Origin of the sequence: Pseudomonas sp. G11, from assembly GCF_029457515.1 — a bacterium.
GTDB classification, from domain to species: Bacteria; Pseudomonadota; Gammaproteobacteria; order Pseudomonadales; family Pseudomonadaceae; genus Aquipseudomonas; species Aquipseudomonas gorinensis.
The window spans coordinates 6783034-6800495 of record NZ_CP120377.1; the positions used below are offsets into that span (position 1 = coordinate 6783034).

General features: G+C 55.7%; 10 protein-coding genes, 2 tRNA genes and 3 rRNA genes. 1 reads left to right on the forward strand and 14 read right to left on the reverse strand.

Features of this window, described 5'->3' with window-relative positions; translation table 11 throughout:
• Window positions 1-118: 118 nt before the first annotated feature.
• The 14 genes from rrf to mrcB all read right to left on the reverse strand — a co-directional run bounded on the left by rrf (window position 119) and on the right by mrcB (window position 15695).
• Window positions 119-234, reverse strand: a 5S ribosomal RNA gene (rrf, locus tag P2T68_RS31295).
• A 157-nt stretch (window positions 235-391) separates the two neighbouring features.
• Window positions 392-3283: ribosomal RNA gene (locus P2T68_RS31300) — 23S ribosomal RNA — on the reverse strand.
• Window positions 3284-3530: 247 nt separating this feature from the next.
• Window positions 3531-3606: transfer RNA gene (locus P2T68_RS31305), tRNA-Ala, on the reverse strand.
• Window positions 3607-3636: 30 nt separating this feature from the next.
• Window positions 3637-3713, reverse strand: a tRNA-Ile gene (locus P2T68_RS31310).
• 83 nt (window positions 3714-3796) lie between these two features.
• Window positions 3797-5333: ribosomal RNA gene (locus tag P2T68_RS31315) — 16S ribosomal RNA — on the reverse strand.
• The 16S, 23S and 5S rRNA genes sit together here with 2 tRNA genes alongside, the layout of an rRNA operon.
• A gap of 544 nt (window positions 5334-5877) precedes the next feature.
• A complete protein-coding gene (msrQ, locus tag P2T68_RS31320; protein ID WP_277378733.1) occupies window positions 5878-6498 on the reverse strand; it encodes a protein-methionine-sulfoxide reductase heme-binding subunit MsrQ in 621 nt (206 codons plus the stop codon).
• Window positions 6498-7511: a protein-methionine-sulfoxide reductase catalytic subunit MsrP gene (gene msrP, locus P2T68_RS31325; RefSeq protein ID WP_277378734.1), complete on the reverse strand. Its 1014-nt coding sequence runs from the start codon at window positions 7509-7511 to the stop codon at window positions 6498-6500. Before msrP ends, msrQ begins: the two co-directional genes overlap by 1 nt.
• 63 nt (window positions 7512-7574) lie before the next feature.
• Window positions 7575-8432 carry a CDP-diacylglycerol--serine O-phosphatidyltransferase gene (gene pssA, locus P2T68_RS31330; RefSeq protein WP_024077405.1) on the reverse strand — a complete coding sequence of 286 codons (858 nt, stop codon included), beginning with the start codon at window positions 8430-8432 and terminating at the stop codon, window positions 7575-7577.
• A 144-nt stretch (window positions 8433-8576) separates the two neighbouring features.
• A complete protein-coding gene (gene ilvC / locus P2T68_RS31335; RefSeq protein ID WP_003176099.1) occupies window positions 8577-9593 on the reverse strand; it encodes a ketol-acid reductoisomerase in 1017 nt (338 codons plus the stop codon).
• A gap of 47 nt (window positions 9594-9640) precedes the next feature.
• On the reverse strand, window positions 9641-10132 hold the full coding sequence (gene ilvN / locus P2T68_RS31340; RefSeq protein WP_003176102.1) for an acetolactate synthase small subunit: 492 nt from the start codon (window positions 10130-10132) through the stop codon (window positions 9641-9643).
• 2 nt (window positions 10133-10134) lie between these two features.
• The gene (locus P2T68_RS31345) at window positions 10135-11859 is read right to left on the reverse strand and encodes an acetolactate synthase 3 large subunit (RefSeq protein WP_041161297.1); all 1725 of its coding nucleotides are present in this window, start codon (window positions 11857-11859) and stop codon (window positions 10135-10137) included.
• Between the two features lie 431 nt (window positions 11860-12290).
• The gene (locus P2T68_RS31350) at window positions 12291-12620 is read right to left on the reverse strand and encodes a YqcC family protein (RefSeq protein ID WP_024077407.1); all 330 of its coding nucleotides are present in this window, start codon (window positions 12618-12620) and stop codon (window positions 12291-12293) included.
• Window positions 12620-13354: a hypothetical protein gene (locus tag P2T68_RS31355; RefSeq protein WP_277378735.1), complete on the reverse strand. Its 735-nt coding sequence runs from the start codon at window positions 13352-13354 to the stop codon at window positions 12620-12622. The genes P2T68_RS31350 and P2T68_RS31355 overlap by 1 nt, the downstream gene beginning before the upstream one ends.
• 16 nt (window positions 13355-13370) lie before the next feature.
• Window positions 13371-15695, reverse strand: a complete 2325-nt coding sequence (gene mrcB / locus P2T68_RS31360) for a penicillin-binding protein 1B (RefSeq protein WP_024077409.1) — start codon at window positions 15693-15695, stop codon at window positions 13371-13373.
• Window positions 15696-15813: 118 nt separating this feature from the next.
• On the opposite strand from mrcB, the gene P2T68_RS31365 reads away from it, so the two are divergent.
• A complete protein-coding gene (locus tag P2T68_RS31365) occupies window positions 15814-17370 on the forward strand; it encodes a bifunctional aminoglycoside phosphotransferase/ATP-binding protein (RefSeq protein WP_069077018.1) in 1557 nt (518 codons plus the stop codon).
• Window positions 17371-17462: the final 92 nt, after the last annotated feature.

Consider the following 17462-nt stretch of genomic DNA (forward strand, 5'->3'; position numbering starts at 1 on the left):
GTGTGCCCGACGGTGCGCGTCAGCGTTATCGTCCTGCATGAGCACGCTTGCGCCTGCGCTTTTCGATCGCCCAAAACAAAACCCCATCTGCTTTCGCAAATGGGGTTTCGGAATTTAATCTTGACGATGACCTACTCTCACATGGGGAAACCCCACACTACCATCGGCGATGCATCGTTTCACTACTGAGTTCGGGATGGGATCAGGTGGTTCCAATGCTCTATGGTCGTCAAGAAATTCGGGTACTGAGTCGTGGCCAGTTGGCCTCGCTTCAGCAAATTGGGTATGTGATAGCTTTCGGTGTTTTGTGAACTTCGAACTTTCGGTTCGTTTCGTCTTCACACACCGCAATCTGGTGCCTTTTCAGGTCAGCAAATTGCTTGGGTGTTATATGGTCAAGCCTCACGGGCAATTAGTATTGGTTAGCTCAACGCCTCACAGCGCTTACACACCCAACCTATCAACGTCGTAGTCTTCGACGGCCCTTCAGGGGACTCAAGGTCCCAGTGAGATCTCATCTTGAGGCTAGTTTCCCGCTTAGATGCTTTCAGCGGTTATCTATTCCGAACATAGCTACCCGGCAATGCCACTGGCGTGACAACCGGAACACCAGAGGTTCGTCCACTCCGGTCCTCTCGTACTAGGAGCAGCCCCTCTCAAATCTCAAACGTCCACGGCAGATAGGGACCGAACTGTCTCACGACGTTCTAAACCCAGCTCGCGTACCACTTTAAATGGCGAACAGCCATACCCTTGGGACCGGCTTCAGCCCCAGGATGTGATGAGCCGACATCGAGGTGCCAAACACCGCCGTCGATATGAACTCTTGGGCGGTATCAGCCTGTTATCCCCGGAGTACCTTTTATCCGTTGAGCGATGGCCCTTCCATACAGAACCACCGGATCACTAAGACCTACTTTCGTACCTGCTCGACGTGTCTGTCTCGCAGTCAAGCGCGCTTTTGCCTTTATACTCTACGACCGATTTCCGACCGGTCTGAGCGCACCTTCGTACTCCTCCGTTACTCTTTAGGAGGAGACCGCCCCAGTCAAACTACCCACCATACACTGTCCTCGATCCGGATAACGGACCTGAGTTAGAACCTCAAAGTTGCCAGGGTGGTATTTCAAGGTTGGCTCCACGCGAACTGGCGTCCACGCTTCAAAGCCTCCCACCTATCCTACACAAGCAAATTCAAAGTCCAGTGCAAAGCTATAGTAAAGGTTCACGGGGTCTTTCCGTCTAGCCGCGGATACACTGCATCTTCACAGCGATTTCAATTTCACTGAGTCTCGGGTGGAGACAGCGCCGCCATCGTTACGCCATTCGTGCAGGTCGGAACTTACCCGACAAGGAATTTCGCTACCTTAGGACCGTTATAGTTACGGCCGCCGTTTACCGGGGCTTCGATCAAGAGCTTCGCGTTAGCTAACCCCATCAATTAACCTTCCGGCACCGGGCAGGCGTCACACCCTATACGTCCACTTTCGTGTTTGCAGAGTGCTGTGTTTTTAATAAACAGTCGCAGCGGCCTGGTATCTTCGACCGGCATGGGCTTACGGAGCAAGTCCTTCACCCTCACCGGCGCACCTTCTCCCGAAGTTACGGTGCCATTTTGCCTAGTTCCTTCACCCGAGTTCTCTCAAGCGCCTTGGTATTCTCTACCCAACCACCTGTGTCGGTTTGGGGTACGGTTCCTGGTTACCTGAAGCTTAGAAGCTTTTCTTGGAAGCATGGCATCAACCACTTCGTCATCTAAAAGATAACTCGTCATCAGCTCTCGGCCTTAAGATCCCGGATTTACCTAAGATCTCAGCCTACCACCTTAAACTTGGACAACCAACGCCAAGCTGGCCTAGCCTTCTCCGTCCCTCCATCGCAATAACCAGAAGTACAGGAATATTAACCTGTTTTCCATCGACTACGCTTTTCAGCCTCGCCTTAGGGACCGACTAACCCTGCGTCGATTAACGTTGCGCAGGAAACCTTGGTCTTTCGGCGTGGGTGTTTTTCACACCCATTGTCGTTACTCATGTCAGCATTCGCACTTCTGATACCTCCAGCAAGCTTCTCAACTCACCTTCACAGGCTTACAGAACGCTCCTCTACCGCATCACTTACGTGATACCCGTAGCTTCGGTGTATGGTTTGAGCCCCGTTACATCTTCCGCGCAGGCCGACTCGACTAGTGAGCTATTACGCTTTCTTTAAAGGGTGGCTGCTTCTAAGCCAACCTCCTAGCTGTCTAAGCCTTCCCACATCGTTTCCCACTTAACCATAACTTTGGGACCTTAGCTGACGGTCTGGGTTGTTTCCCTTTTCACGACGGACGTTAGCACCCGCCGTGTGTCTCCCATGCTCGGCACTTGTAGGTATTCGGAGTTTGCATCGGTTTGGTAAGTCGGGATGACCCCCTAGCCGAAACAGTGCTCTACCCCCTACAGTGATACATGAGGCGCTACCTAAATAGCTTTCGAGGAGAACCAGCTATCTCCGAGCTTGATTAGCCTTTCACTCCGATCCACAGGTCATCCGCTAACTTTTCAACGGTAGTCGGTTCGGTCCTCCAGTTAGTGTTACCCAACCTTCAACCTGCCCATGGATAGATCGCCCGGTTTCGGGTCTATTCCCAGCGACTAGACGCCCTATTAAGACTCGCTTTCGCTACGCCTCCCCTATTCGGTTAAGCTCGCCACTGAAAATAAGTCGCTGACCCATTATACAAAAGGTACGCAGTCACCCAACAAAGTGGGCTCCCACTGCTTGTACGCATACGGTTTCAGGATCTATTTCACTCCCCTCTCCGGGGTTCTTTTCGCCTTTCCCTCACGGTACTAGTTCACTATCGGTCAGTCAGTAGTATTTAGCCTTGGAGGATGGTCCCCCCATATTCAGACAAAGTTTCTCGTGCTCCGTCCTACTCGATTTCATGACTAAGAGATTTTCGCGTACAGGGCTATCACCCACTATGGCCGCACTTTCCAGAGCGTTCCGCTAATCTCAAAGCCACTTAAGGGCTAGTCCCCGTTCGCTCGCCACTACTAAGGGAATCTCGGTTGATTTCTTTTCCTCAGGGTACTTAGATGTTTCAGTTCCCCTGGTTCGCCCCTTACACCTATGTATTCAGTGTAAGGTAACCATCTTATGATGGCTGGGTTCCCCCATTCAGACATCTCCGGATCAAAGTCTGTTTGCCGACTCCCCGAAGCTTTTCGCAGGCTACCACGTCTTTCATCGCCTCTGACTGCCAAGGCATCCACCGTATGCGCTTCTTCACTTGACCATATAACCCCAAGCAATCTGGTTATACTGTGAAGACGACATTCGCCGAAAATTCGAATTTCTCAACTAAGAGAACTCACAAATTTTACCTTAGCCTGATCCGTTACCAGTGAAAGTAACGTTCAGTCTATCTTTCTATCACATACCCAAATTTTTAAAGAACGATCTAATCAAAGACTAGAAATCAACATTCACCATCGCAGTGATGGAATGCTCATTTCTAAGCTTTCAACGTCTAGAAGCAGTAGTGGTGGAGCCAAACGGGATCGAACCGTTGACCTCCTGCGTGCAAGGCAGGCGCTCTCCCAGCTGAGCTATGGCCCCGTATTTCTACAGGCGTTTCCCACACAAAATTGGTGGGTCTGGGCAGATTCGAACTGCCGACCTCACCCTTATCAGGGGTGCGCTCTAACCAACTGAGCTACAGACCCAATTTCGGGCTGCTTCTTTATCGTCTTCTTCAATGAATCAAGCAATTCGTGTGGGAACTTATGGAGCAGCTGATGTCGTCGATTAAGGAGGTGATCCAGCCGCAGGTTCCCCTACGGCTACCTTGTTACGACTTCACCCCAGTCATGAATCACACCGTGGTAACCGTCCCCCCGAAGGTTAGACTAGCTACTTCTGGTGCAACCCACTCCCATGGTGTGACGGGCGGTGTGTACAAGGCCCGGGAACGTATTCACCGCGACATTCTGATTCGCGATTACTAGCGATTCCGACTTCACGCAGTCGAGTTGCAGACTGCGATCCGGACTACGATCGGTTTTATGGGATTAGCTCCACCTCGCGGCTTGGCAACCCTCTGTACCGACCATTGTAGCACGTGTGTAGCCCAGGCCGTAAGGGCCATGATGACTTGACGTCATCCCCACCTTCCTCCGGTTTGTCACCGGCAGTCTCCTTAGAGTGCCCACCATAACGTGCTGGTAACTAAGGACAAGGGTTGCGCTCGTTACGGGACTTAACCCAACATCTCACGACACGAGCTGACGACAGCCATGCAGCACCTGTCTCAATGTTCCCGAAGGCACCAATCTATCTCTAGAAAGTTCATTGGATGTCAAGGCCTGGTAAGGTTCTTCGCGTTGCTTCGAATTAAACCACATGCTCCACCGCTTGTGCGGGCCCCCGTCAATTCATTTGAGTTTTAACCTTGCGGCCGTACTCCCCAGGCGGTCAACTTAATGCGTTAGCTGCGCCACTAAGAGCTCAAGGCTCCCAACGGCTAGTTGACATCGTTTACGGCGTGGACTACCAGGGTATCTAATCCTGTTTGCTCCCCACGCTTTCGCACCTCAGTGTCAGTATCAGTCCAGGTGGTCGCCTTCGCCACTGGTGTTCCTTCCTATATCTACGCATTTCACCGCTACACAGGAAATTCCACCACCCTCTACCATACTCTAGTCAGTCAGTTTTGAATGCAGTTCCCAGGTTGAGCCCGGGGATTTCACATCCAACTTAACTAACCACCTACGCGCGCTTTACGCCCAGTAATTCCGATTAACGCTTGCACCCTCTGTATTACCGCGGCTGCTGGCACAGAGTTAGCCGGTGCTTATTCTGTCGGTAACGTCAAAACAATCACGTATTAGGTAACTGCCCTTCCTCCCAACTTAAAGTGCTTTACAATCCGAAGACCTTCTTCACACACGCGGCATGGCTGGATCAGGCTTTCGCCCATTGTCCAATATTCCCCACTGCTGCCTCCCGTAGGAGTCTGGACCGTGTCTCAGTTCCAGTGTGACTGATCATCCTCTCAGACCAGTTACGGATCGTCGCCTTGGTGAGCCATTACCTCACCAACTAGCTAATCCGACCTAGGCTCATCTGATAGCGCAAGGCCCGAAGGTCCCCTGCTTTCTCCCGTAGGACGTATGCGGTATTAGCGTCCGTTTCCGAACGTTATCCCCCACTACCAGGCAGATTCCTAGGCATTACTCACCCGTCCGCCGCTCTCAAGAGAAGCAAGCTTCTCTCTACCGCTCGACTTGCATGTGTTAGGCCTGCCGCCAGCGTTCAATCTGAGCCATGATCAAACTCTTCAGTTCAAACATCTTTGGGTTTTTAAGAAACCCTAAACTTGGCTCAGCAATCGTTGGTTACATCTTTGATTTCTCGCGGAGTAACTTGTGATGCTGATAATCTTGTTGACTATCAGTCTGACTCCACAAGCACCCACACGAATTGCTTGATTCAGTTGTTAAAGAGCGGTTGGTTAAGATCTTTCGTCTCAACCGAGGCGCGCATTCTACAGCAGCCTCATTTGCTGTCAAGTGATTATTTTCAGAAGTTTTCAAAGTTTCCTTTGTAACTTCAACCACTTGCGCTTCCGATCTCTCGTTAGCGGGAGGCGAATTCTACAGCGTTACACGCTGCTGTCAACACCTCTTTTTCTCCGCTTTCGACCGAGAGGATCGAAACGTTAATAGAGCCAAACGACACTGCTCTACCAACTCCTTCTGGGCTTCGATGAACTGAAGCAGGTCGCTGCCGAATCTTGCGTAACTCTTTGTTTACCAAGGAGTTTTCCGTTTCGACTGCGCCGGAAGTGGGGCGAATTATAGACTTCCAGAATCTGCCGTCAAGCGTTAATTACGCTTTTGTCGCAGAAGGTGCTTTTTTCGCAATAAGGCGGGGAATTCGACGGGCTACTGGCGGTATCCGCAATACGAGAAGCAACGCGCCAATAGCCGCATAGATAGACCACTCTTTCAGATCGGCCCGTACAATCCACAGCATGTGCAGTAAGCCGAGCCCGAGAATCACGTACACAAGGCGATGCAGCTTCTTCCAACGACTACCTAGCCGGCGTTGACTATAGCGATTCGAAGTAACTGCCAGCATCAGCAGAGAGAGGAACCCCAACGCACCTACAATAATGTAAGGCCGCTTGCGCAACTCCACACCCAACTGCGACCAATCAAGGCCCAGGACAAATACGCAATACGCTGCCAGGTGCAGCACTACATAAGCAAAACACCACAACCCCAGCTGGCGGCGTACGACTATCCATCCCGCCCAACCGCTCAACTTCTGCAACGGCGTCATTGCGAGCGTGATCAGCAGCAGGATCAAGGTCCCTAACCCCAACCGATCAACCAGCACTTTCCCTGGATCCGGCCCCAGAGCAAAGCTCCATGCTTCATATAGCCAGAACAGGGGCCACACTACGATGGCCAGGAATACGCCGATGCGCCAGATCGGATAACGCATCAGTAGTTCTTCCGCAAATCGAGGCCGGTATATAAAGAGGCGACCTCATCCGAGTAACCATTGAACATCTGCGTCTCGCGCACATTCGGACTGAACAAGCCACTCGGCAGACGACGCTCCCGCGCTTGCGTCCACCGAGGATGGTCGACTGTAGGGTTCACATTCGCATAGAACCCATATTCGTCTGACGCAATGCTCTGCCACGTGGTCTTGGGCTGCTCGCTCACCAGGCTGATTCGCACAATGGACTTCACGCTCTTGAAGCCATATTTCCACGGCACCACCAGACGCAAGGGCGCACCATTCTGATTGGGCAATTCTCGTCCATACATCCCCACCGCAAGGATCGCCAACGGATTCATTGCCTCATCCAGGCGTAGCCCTTCGACATAGGGCCAGTCGATCAAGGCGAAACTTGAACGCTGCCCCGGCATGCTCTTGGGGTCCTGGAGCGTTTCAAAGCGGATGTACTTGGCCCTGGAGGTTGGCTCAACCTGTTTGAGCAAAGCAGATATAGGAAAGCCAATCCATGGAATGACCATCGACCACGCCTCGACACAGCGCAGACGATAGATACGCTCTTCCAACAGGTAAGGCTTCATGAAGTCTTCCAGGGCATAACGCCCAGGCTTCGCGACCTCGCCATCAATCACAACACTCCAAGGCTCAGTCTTGAGTGACCCCGCATTGGATGCTGGATCCCCCTTATCCGTACCGAACTCATAGAAGTTGTTGTAGTGGGTCGCATCCTTGAACGGGGTGATAGCCTCGTCCTTTAGCGTCACCGCCTGCCATTTCGTAGCAGTCAGTTTCTCGGCAAACCAACCTGGAGCCTTACCCGGCTCGACATCAGCATAACGCGCGGGTTCGCCAGCACTCGCCCAACGCGGCAGGCTACTGGCAGCAACACCCGCCAGCGCACCACCGAGCAAGCTGCGGCGGGATAGGTAGAAAGACTCAGGCGTGACATCCGATTCGTGGCAATCGGACGCTTTAGGCAATTTGATTAACATGGCAACTCCGCAGCATTGGAGAACTGATGCACCAATAGACTGCGGAGTATGGGGGAAATTACATTAAGGCAACGTTTTGTCCCGACGCAGATGCAGCAGATACTGAATCGGGCCGGAGGCCGCATAGACAAGGAACGCCAGCAGCAGGATACGCGGCGGATCACTGAAGACGACCGCAAACACCAGCACCACCACCAGAATCGCAACGAAAGGCACCCTCCCCTTCAGGTCGAACTCCTTGAAGCTGTTGTACTTGATGTTACTGACCATCAGCATGCCGGCCGCCGCAACCATCAAGGCCACCAGGAACGACATCTTCGACCCCTGGATACCGTAGTCACTGAACGCCCAGACGATACCCGCCACGACACCGGCAGCAGCAGGGCTGGCCAAGCCAATGAAGTAACGCTTGTCAGCCTTACCGACCTGGGTATTGAAACGCGCCAGACGCAACGCAGCCCCAGCAACATAGATGAAAGCAACCATCCAGCCGACCTTGCCCATATCGCCCAGCGCCCAAGCGAACGCCAGCAACGCCGGAGCGACGCCAAAGGCCACCATGTCCGACAGCGAGTCATACTCGGCACCGAAGGCACTTTGGGTATTGGTCATACGGGCCACGCGCCCATCCAGGCCGTCGAGCACCATGGCCACGAAGATTGCGATGGCGGCAAAACCGAAGTATTTGCTCGCACTTGCGGCATCACCAGCAGCCAGGGCGCTTTGGGCACTCATGGAGTTGATGATGGAATAGAAACCGGCAAACAGGTTCGCCGTGGTGAACAGGTTGGGCAGAAGATAGATGCCACGATGCCGGACCTTGCGGCCTTCAGCGTCATGCCCTTCTTCGACATGCTCATCGATCGGTAGCAGGCTTTCGGCGTCAGAAGCCTGGCTTGGCTCTTCGGGACGTTCGCTCATGGACTTTACCTTGCAACGGTGTGAAAAAATTCGACAAATACTTGCGGCGAGTGTTCGCCCGCAAACGATGCAGCTTTATACCAGAACCAGGCTCCCAAACGAAAAAACGCGGCCTAAGCCGCGTTTTCCCTTGATGCGTACGACTTAGTTCTTGGCTTTGTCGACGATCTTGTTGGCACCGATCCACGGCATCATGGAGCGCAGTTGCTCGCCGATGACTTCAATACCGTGAGCGGCATTGTTACGACGCTTGGCGGTCATCGAAGGGTAGCCGGTGGCACCTTCGCTGATGAACATTTTGGCGTATTCGCCGTCCTGAATACGTTTCAGGGCGTTACGCATAGCCTGACGGGACTCGGCGTTAATCACTTCCGGACCAGTCACGTATTCGCCGTACTCAGCGTTGTTGGAGATCGAGTAGTTCATGTTGGCGATACCGCCTTCGTACATGAGGTCAACGATCAGCTTCAGTTCGTGCAGGCATTCGAAGTAGGCCATTTCCGGCGCGTAGCCAGCTTCAACCAGCGTTTCGAAACCAGCCTTGACCAGCTCAACGGTACCGCCGCACAGAACGGCTTGTTCGCCGAACAGGTCGGTTTCAGTCTCGTCCTTGAAAGTGGTTTCGATGATGCCGGTACGACCGCCACCCACACCAGCAGCGTAGGACAGCGCAACGTTTTTGGCATTGCCCGAGGCGTCCTGGTAGATAGCGATCAGGTCAGGGATACCGCCACCTTTGACGAACTCGGAACGCACAGTGTGACCCGGCGCTTTCGGCGCGATCATGATCACGTCCAGGTCGGCGCGTGGCACGACTTGGTTGTAGTGAATCGCGAAGCCGTGGGAGAAGGCCAGGGTGGCGCCCTTCTTGATGTTCGGCTCGATTTCGTTCTTGTACAGCGCGGACTGGAACTCGTCCGGGGTCAGGATCATGACCAGGTCGGCAGCCGCAACAGCGGAAGCAACGTCGGTCACTTTCAGGCCGTGGGCTTCAGCCTTGGCAACAGTGGCCGAGCCTTTACGCAGGCCAACAGTCACGTCAACGCCGGAATCTTTCAGGTTGCACGCCTGGGCGTGACCTTGGGAACCGTAGCCAATGATGGCGACTTTCTTGCCCTGGATGATCGACAGGTCACAATCTTTATCGTAATAAACTTTCATGAGGTTCCTCTATATATCCAGGCCGTGAGGCCATTCACTAATTTGGGTTAGATGCTGAGTACTTTGTCGCCACGGGCAATCCCGGTGACACCACTGCGTACGGTTTCCAGAATCGAGGCCGTCCCGATCGACTGGATGAAGCTGTCCAGTTTGTCGCTCGTACCGGTCAGTTGAACGGTATAAACGCTGGCGCTCACATCGACGATCTGCCCGCGATAAATGTCGGTAGTCCGCTTGATCTCGGCACGTTGGGCACCCGTAGCCTTGACTTTAACCAGCATCAGCTCGCGCTCGATGTGGGCACTTTCCGACAGGTCGACCAGCTTGACCACTTCGATCAGCTTGTTGAGGTTCTTGGTGATCTGCTCGATCACCTCATCGTGGCCAACGGTGGTCAACGTCAGGCGCGACAGGGTCGGGTCCTCGGTCGGCGCCACGGTCAGGCTTTCGATGTTGTAGTTGCGTTGCGAAAACAGACCGACAACACGAGACAGAGCGCCGGGTTCGTTCTCCAGAAGCAGGGAGATAATATGCCGCATGATTAAGTACGCTCCGTCTTGTTCAGCCACATGTCGCGCATAGAGCCGTCTTTGATCTGCATCGGGTAGACGTGCTCACTGGTATCCACCTGAATATCGATGAACACCAGACGATCTTTCATGGCGAACGCCTCTTCCATTTTCGGCTTCAGATCTTTCAAGTCAGTGATGCGCATGCCGACGTGGCCATAGGCTTCAACCAATTTGACAAAATCCGGCAGCGATTCCATGTAGGAATGGGAGTGACGGCTGTTGTAACTCATGTCCTGCCACTGACGAACCATGCCCAGCACGCCGTTGTTCAGGCAGACAATCTTCACCGGAAGACCATACTGCAGGCACGTCGACAGTTCCTGAATGTTCATCTGGATACTGCCTTCACCGGTGACGCACGCGACGTCAGTCTCCGGGAAGCTCAATTTCACACCCATGGCCGCAGGAAAACCAAAGCCCATCGTGCCCAGGCCACCGGAGTTGATCCAACGATTGGGCTTGTCGAACTTGTAGTACTGCGCGGCGAACATCTGGTGCTGGCCCACATCGGAGGTCACAAAGGCGTCGCCCTTGGTCACTTCGCACAGGGTCTCGATCACGGTTTGTGGCTTGATGATGCTGCCGTCGCCCTTGTCGTAAGGGAACAAGCCGCGATCACCGCGCCATTCGTCGATCTGCTTCCACCAGCTGGCAACCGACTCCTTGTTTGGCGTTTCGCCGATGTCCTTGAGCGCGGCGACCATTTCGGTCAACACGCTCTCTACAGGTCCCACAATCGGCACGTCGGCCTTGATGGTCTTGGAGATGGACGCCGGATCGATGTCGATATGGATGATCTTGGCGTTCGGGCAAAATTTGCTCGCGCCATTGATCACACGGTCATCAAACCGCGCGCCCACGGCCAGGATCACGTCGGCGTGGTGCATGGCAAGGTTGGCGGTGTAGCTGCCGTGCATGCCGAGCATACCGACGAACTGACGGTCCGTTCCCGGGAATGCGCCGAGGCCCATCAGGGTGTTGGTGACCGGCAGGTTAAGCAGCTTGGCCAGTTCGGTCAGCGGTGCAGAACCGCCGCCCAGGATCACGCCACCGCCCGAGTAAAGCACAGGGCGCTTGGCCGCCAGGAGCATTTCTGCCGCCTTGCGAATTTGCCCCGAGTGCCCACGAACAGCCGGGCTGTAGGAGCGCAGCTTGGCTTTCTTGGGGAATACGTATTCGAATTTCTCAGCCGGGTTGGTCATGTCTTTCGGGATATCGACCACCACAGGACCCGGGCGACCGGACTGCGCGAGGTAGAAGGCCTTCTTCATGACTTCCGGGATTTCCGAGGCATGCTTGATCATGAAGCTGTGTTTCACGATCGGCCGGGAGATACCGATCATGTCGGTTTCCTGGAATGCATCGGTACCAACCATGGTGCTAGCGACCTGGCCGGAAATGATCACCATCGGGATGGAGTCCATATAAGCAGTCGCAATGCCGGTAATGGCATTGGTTGCGCCTGGGCCGGATGTGACCAGTACCACGCCGGCTTTACCGGTGGCACGGGCATAACCGTCAGCCATATGGGTCGCAGCCTGTTCGTGGCGGACCAGGATGTGGGTAACAGCCGGCTCCTTGAACAGTGCGTCGTAGACATGCAGCAGAGCACCACCTGGGTACCCGTAGATATAGTCGACGCCTTCGTCACGCAAAAAGCGGACGAGCATCTCACCGCCAGATAAAAGCTCCACGTTGTTCACCTCTAAAACGCCAGAATACCGTCCGTTGAAAACCGACGGGTCTTAATAGGTTTACTTCTCAACAGAGCATGAGCGACGGTGGTCGCCGACTACGTCAGCACTGACTGAGCAAGTATTGGGATCGTCCCAAGTGTTGCGGGCTTTTCCCACCCAGCGCGAGGTAACGCGTTGCGGGTGTAACAGGTCGGCGCGGATGTGCGCCTCATGATCTGCTGAGCGGGCCTGCTTCTGGCAGTCCCGATACAGCGGACTTTGGATTCTTCTGTTTCAGGCCCTTCAAGTCAAGCAATAATTGCGCTTTTTTCCAACTAAGCGCATGAGAACGCAGAAGAAAGGCCTTTGAGGAGGGATAAAACTCGCCTGAATGTCGTCAAGCGGTAGAAATGTGCGCAAGACTGCCGGAAAAGCCGGCAGCCATGCAATTAACGAGCGTCGACGATCAATTGGTCGAACTTTTTCAGCGCATTGCGCAAGCCAAGGCTCTCAAGCGGGCGATCGGCGTAAACCATCTCCGCCATCTCCAGGATCCCTGATGCATTGGGCAATGGCAGATCCTGCTCGAGGATCTGCTTCATGCGCACCAGGAAGATCCATTGCAGCCACTGGTGAAAGTCCAGCGTATCCACCGAAAAGGGCTCGACACTGCTCAGAGCCTCAGCACTGGGGGACTTTTCGTCCCACCATCCCTGCGTGCGCAATTCGCGCTCAATCAGCAATAACTGTTCGGCAATTGCTGGAAAACGCGCATCCATCAGAGGCTGACCTTGGCTTTTTGCCGAGCCTGCGCAGCGCCGGCAGCATCACCTTGTGCGGCACGAGCATCACCGATCAAGGCCCACAGGCTGGCTTGCAGGTCAGGACGACCGTTCGCCAGGGTGAGGCCACGACGGGCGAACTGCTCGGCTTGCGGTGCATCGCCCTGGGCCATGCGTACCTGGGCCAGGCGATACAGAACTTGCGGTTCGCGTGGCGCTACGCGCTGGGCACGCTCGAGGCTCGACGATGCGCCATTCAGGTCGCCACCGGCCTGTTGCTGTTGCGCGGTGGTCAGCAACGCCAGCACCGGGCCATCCAGTTGCTCGTCAGCGGACAGGCCGCCGGCGCTCGAGGACGACGGAATACCGCTTGGCGTCGAAGGCATGTTGTAGGTGCCTTGGTTGATCGGTGCCGTTTGGATCGGCGCGGAATCAATCGGCCCCGACGTACTTGGGCCAGGCGTCCAAGGTTCCGCGCTGATCGGTGCCGCCGTTGCCGCGCCGGCACCTGGCACCATCACCACCACGCCCGAATCCTGTGGGACCGCCTGGGTTGCGGCTTGTACCGGGCGCTTGGTCACGGTCTGACGGAACCCGCCATTGGCCGAGATCCGGTCGTTATTGGAAACGGCCGTGCTCGAGTCCACCACGGGAATGGAACCGCGCTGCACGCTGGAGCAGCCGCCGAGCAAAGCCAGAGCTGTAATAGCTGGAATCCACCACTTGTTCACTTGAAACCCTCTTTGCTTAATTCATCCAGCCCTTGACCCAATCCATCACCGATTCCGCGTCAGCAGGGGCACTGCCACCGCACGCAGCACCGGGTGGTGGTTCGCTGCCGCGAATATACGGCATCTGCACCGCGCCCGGACAGTTGGCATCGGAGCCCTGACCGGTATGCGGATCAATCCAGGCCTGCACGATATTGTCCGGCTGCGGCATATTCAGCGGCAGCGGATCAGCCTTGCGCATGAAACTGGTCCAGACTTGCAGCGCACCGGTCGCACCAGTAAACGGCGTCTTGCCATTATCATCACGCCCCAGCCACACCACGGCCAGCACATCCTGGCCAAAACCGGCGAACCAGCTGTCACGGGAGTCGTTACTGGTACCGGTCTTGCCGGCCAGCGTCAGGTTCGACGGCAGCACTTTATAGACAGAGCTGCCGGTACCTTCACGCATCACACGTTGCATACCGTTCTGGATCAGGTAGATGGAGCCCGCATCGAAACGCTGCTGTATCTGGAATGGATAGCGCTTGAGCGGCTCGCCTTCGGCTGTCAGCACACTGCGAATGCCGCGCATCGGCGTATTGAAACCACCGTTGGCGAGGGTCTGGTACATGGTCGCCACTTCCATCGGCGTCATCGCACCGGCCCCCAGCAGCATCGATGGGAAGGCCGGGAATTCACGGGTAATGCCCAGGCGTGCCAGTGTCTTGAGAACATTCGGCACCCCCACTTCAAGACCCAGCCGCGACGTGGAAATGTTGTAGGAATGCGCCAAGCCCTGGTACAGGAAGATCGTGCCATGGGAGCGGCGATCGAAGTTCTGCGGCGTCCACACCTGGCCATCGGCACCTTTGACAGACAGCGGGTCATCCGACAGCCAACTGGTCAGCGTGTATTTGCTCGGTTTTTCCAACGCCGTCAGGTAGACCGCCGGCTTGACCAGCGAGCCGATGGGGCGCACGGCATCGAGGGCGCGGTTGAAACCAGCGAAACTGGCCTGGCGACTGCCGATCATCGCCTGGACTTCGCCGGTTTCCGGGTTAGTCACGACCATGGCCGCTTCGACTTCGTCGGAGCCTTTACGGCCTGTCAGGCGTTTGAAGGTGTCGTTGACCGACGCTTCGGCCTTCATCTGCAGGATCGGATCGAAACTGGTGAAGATCCGCAGGCCCTCTTCGGTCAAGTCTTCGTCGCGGTAGTCTTCACGCAGTTGACGCTTGACCAGGTCGATAAAGCCAGGGAAGGAGCTGTCGGCCAGCTTGCCGCGAGTGGTCACACCCAGTGGCATTTTCTTCGCTGCGGCGACTTGTTCGGCCGTGGCCACGCCCTGCTGCTCCAATACATCGAGCACCAGGTTGCGGCGTTCGAGCGCACGCTCAGGATTACGACGAGGGTTGTAGTAGGAAGGCCCCTTGACCATCCCCACCAACAACGCAACCTGATGCAGCTTCAGCTCAGAGAGTGGCTGGCCGAAAAAGAACTGGCTGGCCAGACCGAAACCGTGCACCGCGCGCTGGCCATCCTGGCCGACGAATACCTCGTTGAGGTAAGCCTCGAGGATTTCCTGCTTGCTGTAGTGCAGCTCCAGCAGCATCGCCATCATGGCTTCGGTCAGTTTGCGGGTAAGGCTGCGCTCGTTGGTCAGGTAGAAGTTCTTCACCAACTGCTGGGTCAGCGTACTGCCGCCCTGGGTCATTTTGCCGCCGGAGGTGTTGACCCAGATGGCACGGGCAATCGACTTCGGCGAGACGCCCCAGTGGCTGTAGAAATCGCGGTCCTCCACAGCGACCAGGGTTTCCAGCAGGTACGGCGGCACCTGATCAAGCTTGATCAGGATACGATCTTCAAGGTTCTTCGGGTAAATCCCGCCGATCATCAGGGGTTCCAGGCGAACCACCGGCAGTTTGGAGCCATTGAGTGACGACAGCTCGGCCACATAGTCGCCGGAAAAACGCACCCGCACCGGCTGGGCTTTTTCCAGGCCCTCATAGAACTGGAAGCCACGGGTATTCAAATCGACAGTGTTACCGCTGACGGCTGCCGCGCCAGGCCCGTTACTCACGGGTTCGCGGCGGTAGCCCAAGGCGTCGAGTTCGGTAAGGAAGTCATCCTTGCTCAGCTTCTGGCCGGTGAACAGCTCCAAGGGGCGGGCATACACCTTGGCCGGGATAGTCCAACGCTTGCCGGAGAATTTCTCCTGGACCACAGCGTCGAGATATACCGCGAAGCCGGCGAGCACGACGAGGCCCACAAGGCTGAGCTTGAGCGCCCAGCCCAGCCATGGGCGCAGGCCGCGGGAAGGAGGTTTTTTACGGGAACGGGGAGATCGGGATCGAGTCATGGCGGCGGATTATACGCACTTTATTGATGATCAACATGAGCCGGACAGCGGTTTGCACGACCGTGCGTAGCGGCCATAATGCCTGCCATGAATTTCCCAAGACTCTGAAGGATCGCCCGTGAGCCAGTCCCTGATCACCGCCCTGCAAAACCCGGCCCTATACCCCCATCCAGTCGAAGCGTTTCAAGTCATCGAGACCCATATTTCATGGGTGATACTGACCGGCCCCTACGCCTACAAACTGAAGAAGCCAATGAACTTCGGCTTTCTGGACTTCACCGACCTGAAGGATCGCGGTCATTTCTGCCGGGAAGAGCTGCGCCTCAACCAGCGCCTTACCCAAGATTTGTATCTTGAAGTGTTGCCAATTACCGGCACTGCCGAAGCACCGCAATTGGGCGGTGAAGGCCCGGTGATCGAATACGCGCTGAAAATGCGCCAGTTCCCACAGAGCCAGCTGCTCAGCACCCTGCAAGCCAATGGCGAGTTGACCAGCGCGCACATCGATGAAATGGCCAAGCAAATCGCGCACTTTCATCTCACGGCCCCCAAAGTCCCCCAAGATCACCCGGCCGGCACCCCAGACGAAGTAATGGCGCCCGTACGGCAAAACTTTGAACAGATCCGCCCATTCCTAAGCGACAAGGCCGACCTGGTGCAACTTGAAGCCCTTCAAGCCTGGGCCGAAAGCAGCTTCGAGCGCCTCAAGCCCCTACTTGCACAACGCAAGCTCGATGGTTTCACCCGCGAGTGCCACGGTGATATCCACCTCGGCAACGCCACCCTGATCGATGGCCATGTGGTGATCTTCGACTGCATCGAGTTCAACGAGCCGTTCCGCTTCACCGATGTGTATGCCGACACCGCCTTCCTGGCCATGGACTTGGAAGACCGCGGCCTCAAATCCCTGGCGCGCCGTTTTATCAGCCAGTATCTGGAACTGACCGGCGACTATCGCGGCCTTGAAGTGCTGAACTTCTATAAAGCGTACCGTGCACTGGTACGCGCCAAGGTTTCGCTGTTCAGCATGCCAAGCGAAGCAGACCCGGTGCGCCGCGCCACCACCCTGCGCCAGTACCGCAACTATGCCAACCTGGCAGAAAGCTATAGCACCATTCCCTCACGTTTCCTGGCCATTACCCATGGCGTGTCAGCGGTCGGCAAAAGCCATGTAGCAATGCGCCTGGTGGAAGCGCTGGGTGCCATTCGCCTGCGCTCGGACGTGGAACGCAAGCGCTTGTTTGGCGAGCAACAAGTGGAAAACACCCCACAGGCCGGCATCTATGCCGCCGATGCGAGTGCAAAAACCTACGCGCGCCTGAACGAGATGGCCGATACCATCCTGCGGGCCGGCTTTCCGGTGGTGCTGGATGCCACCTTCTTGAAGCGCGACCAGCGCGACGCCGCGGCCAAGGTCGCCGAAGCGACCGGCGCGCCCTTCCTGATCCTGGACTGCAACGCACCACAAGCCGTCATCACCAGTTGGCTGGCTCAACGTCAGGCCGATAAAAACGACCCTTCCGACGCCACCCTGGCTGTTATCGAAGAACAGCAAGCCCATCGCGACCCACTCACGGCCGAGGAGCTACTCCTGAGCAAGCGCGTCGAAACCAATGAAAGTGGGACACTGGACGCATTGGTAGCGCACATCCGTCAGCGCCTGCCGGGTTTGTAAGAAAAAATTCTTGGCTGCGTCGTCGTCTTCGGCGCGCAACCAGGGAATAGTGGCACTATAATGGCGTCATAAATCCAACAGGTATCGACATC